At 68.7% G+C, this 3,637-nt stretch carries 2 protein-coding genes; both read left to right on the top strand.

Annotated elements, in window-relative coordinates:
* Positions 1–2,684 (top strand): CHAT domain-containing protein (locus tag GJ693_RS14660; RefSeq protein ID WP_156257006.1); only part of this gene is annotated, 2,684 nt, incomplete at its 5' end.
* A partial coding sequence (locus GJ693_RS14655) for a type VI secretion system ImpA family N-terminal domain-containing protein (RefSeq protein WP_197042232.1) occupies positions 2,681–3,637 on the top strand: 957 nt, incomplete at its 3' end. The genes GJ693_RS14660 and GJ693_RS14655, both read left to right, overlap by 4 nt.

Here is a 3,637-nt window from a genome sequence, read left to right as displayed (position 1 = left end):
CCGGCGTGGCCGATGCGCCGGGTGCCACTGCGGCGCCGGGCGATGCCATCGCGCTGACAGGCCTGCCCGATGCACCGGCGGCGCTGGCGGCGCTGGGCGGCCAGGCCGACAGTGCCGGCATCGCCAGCCGGCGCAGCGAAGTCATCGAATACAGCGTGCGCGGCCAGCATGGCGAAGCCCGCGAACTGGCCACCCGCTATCTGGCGCAGTTGCCGACCGCGACCTCGGCCATCGACCGCGCCGATTTCACACTGGAAGCCTCGCTGGCCTCCTCTAACCTGGGTTATGATCAGGCGGCAGCGGCCGGATTTGAGCAGGCGACCGTCCTGCTGGGCAATCTGCGCGGCGGGGCCGCCGATGCCCTGCGCCGCAAGCTGATGGTCTATCGCGCGCTCGAAGCGCTCAACCAGCGCAATTTCGCGGGGGCGCTCACCGCCGCCGATGCCGCGCTGGAAGCCGACGCGCGCCGGGTGGAAACCGCTGCGGAAACACCGCTGTCCGATCCGGTGGTGCTCAACCAGTTGAATGCCAGCAACGCCCGCTCGGCGCTGGCCCGCCGCGATCAAAGCTGGGTGGGCCCGACCATCCTGGCTGCCCAGTCCAACTATGCCCGCGCCGTGGCGCTGCGCAACCTGGGCCGGGTGAGCGAGGCGCCGGCCGCGCTGACCACCGCCAACCAGCTGCTCGCCCGCTTTGAAAACAGCGGCTTCGACGCCTCCAGCCTGCAGTGGCTGCGCAGTGCCGTTGCCGCCGAACAGGGCCGCACCGCGCGCCAGCTGAAGGACCTGCCTGGTGCCCGCGTCGCGTTCGAACAGTCGGTGAAGGCGCTCGAGAACTCGTCAGTCTATGCCGGCACGCCGCTGCTCGGCCAACGCAACATCGAACTCGCCAACGCCGCGCTGGCGGTGGGCGATGCCGCGGCGGCGCGGGCGGCGTTCGAAAAGGGCTTTGACATCCTGCGCCTGCTCGGGCCGTCAACAGCCTCGTCGGTGGGCGGGCTGGACCCCTATTTCGATCTGCTCGTCGCCGATGCTGCCGCCGGTGGCCCGCGTGCCGACGCCGCCAAGGAGCGATTCTTCGAGGCCTCGCAGCTGGTCAGCCCGCCGGCCGTGGCCAGCCAGATCGCCCAGCTGCAGAAGATCTTCGAAAGCGGCACCAGCGATGGCGCCGTGCGCGCCAAGACGCTGCAGGATCTCGATCGCGAAAGCCGGGCGCTGGCGATGAAGTTGACGCTGATGCCCGCTGATGTGCCGGAACGGCCGGCACTGGAGGCCGAACTGGCCACGCTGACCAGCCGCGCCGCCACTGTGCGTGCCGAGCTGGCCGGGGACCAGCAATATCAGCAGGCGACCGAAAGCGTCGCCACGCTGGCCGAACTGCAGAAGGCGCTGCGCCCGGGAGAGGCCTATCTGAAACTGGTGACGCTTACCGGCCGCACCCACGCCATGCTGGTGCGCGCCGACGGGTCGGCGCTGTATCGCGCCGGGGCCGATACCGCGCAATTGACCAGCCTGGCGCAGAAGGTGCGCAATTCGATCGATGGCACCCGCGCTGCCGATGGCCGCACTATCGTGCTGGTCTTTGATGTGGGCGCCGCGCACGATCTGAAGGAGGCGCTGTTTGCCGGGGCCGGCAATGCGCTCGACGGGGTGACCACCCTGATCACCGAGCCAACCGGGCCGATGACGCAGTTGCCGTTCGGCGTACTGGTCGATGATCAGGCCAGCGTCGATGCCTTCAACGACAGCGTGAAGAAGAACAGCCGCGATTATACCGGCGTGCATTTCCTGGTGCGCGAACGCCGGATCGATTCCGCCGTGTCGCCGCGGTCCTTCCTGATCAGCCGCAGCGTGGCGCCGTCACGGGCCAGCCAGCCCTATATCGGGCTGGGCAACCATGCCGTGCCCAATGCCAGCGAACTGGCCAGCCTGCCGAGCCACGGCGCCTTCAAGGGCCAGTGCGCCGCCCAGGCTGATGGGCTGCGGGCCGGCTTTGCCTCGCTGCGCCCGGTGGGCCAGGCCGAGATCGCCGCCGCGCAGGCCGCGTTCGGCACGGGCGCCGAAGCGGTGGAAGGCGCCGCCTTTACCGACATGGCGGTCGATGATCCCAAGGCGCTGGGCGGCCGCCTGCGCAATTTCGCGGTGCTGCACTTTGCCACCCACGGCCTGAAGGAAGGTGAGCTGGAATGCGACAGCCCGCCGGCGCTGGTCACCTCGATCGCCGACAGCGGCGACAGCGATGGACTGCTCAGCTTTGAAGAGATTGCCGGCCTGTCGCTCGATGCCAATCTCGTCGCGCTGTCGGCCTGCAACACCGCGGCCTCCACCAGCACGGCGCGCACCAACCAGAGCGGGTTCCGCAACGAACTGGGCCAGGCGGCGACATTGAATGGCCTGGCGCGTGCCTTCATGGTGGCCGGCACCCGCGCCGTGCTCACCACCCACTGGGCCATTCCCGACAGCTTCCGCTCCCGCGATGGCCGCACCATCGAGGCCTCCACCCGCCTGATTTCGCAGATGTTCTCCGTCGGCCGTTCCGGCCCGATGGGCGACGCGCTGCGCCAGGCCCAGGTGGGGATGATTAGCAATATTGACACATCTCATCCCTATTACTGGGGCGCGTTCATGCTGGTGGGGGATGGAGCCCGTCCGATGTTGAGCAACACAGGTGGTAATGGCCGATGAGCGTGGTTGATCTTGATCAGTTGCTGGCGCCGATCAGCGATGATGCGCCGTGCGGGCCCGATCTGCGCGGCGATCCGGAATTCCGCGAGATCGAGGATGCCCCCGCCGAATTTTCGGGCATGAAGCCGCCGGAATTGCTGAAGGTGGTGCGCAAGTGCACCGACATGCTGGCGCGCACCAAGGACCAGATGCCGGCGATCGTTGCCATCCAGGCGGCGATTCGGGCCGGCGATATCAGCACGACGACCGCGCTGATCGGCTTCGTGACCCGAATCGCCGATGATCAGTGGGACAATTTCCATCCCGGCCCGGCCGAAGAGATGGCGATCGGCCGGGTGAACGAGCTGTCCGCCCTGTCGCGCCCGGCCGCCATGCTGCTGCCGCTGCAGCGCTTGGGCATCGCGACGATGCCGCCACCGGCGACCACCGAATTCACCGCGACCATGCTGGCCATGGCGCTGGAGCCGGTGATGGAATGGACCAGCGAGGACGAGGAGAAGCTGAACGGCCAGGTGCAGAGCGGCGCCATCACTGCCGCTGCCGCGCGTGCCATCAAGCCGAACCAGGAAGCCGCCCGCCAATTGCGTGGCATCATGATCGCCATCGCCGACGAGGAGCGCCAGAAGGACGCGACGGCCAACACCCTGCCATCGGGCTTTGACCCGTCGGGCGCGCGGCCGGTGGCTTTGGCGCTGCGCGCCGGGGTGGCCAGCCGCCGCGACGAGCTGCAGGCGCTGTCGGATCAGATCTACACGCTCGGCGAGGTTTATGAGCGCAAGATGGGGGATTCCCCCAGCCTGGGACCGGTGCTGGCGCAACTGCGCACGATGATCGAGACCGCCGCAAAGTTTCTCAGCCTGTTTCCCGATCCGGCAACGGTGGCCGAGGCTTCGGCCGAGGGCGGCGATGCGCCGGCGGCGGCCAGCGGTGATGGCGGCGCAGCGCCGGCGGCC

The organism is Sandarakinorhabdus oryzae (assembly GCF_009733735.1).
GTDB lineage: Bacteria > Pseudomonadota > Alphaproteobacteria > Sphingomonadales > Sphingomonadaceae > Sandarakinorhabdus > Sandarakinorhabdus oryzae.
This window is presented reverse-complemented; position numbering and strand designations above follow the sequence as displayed.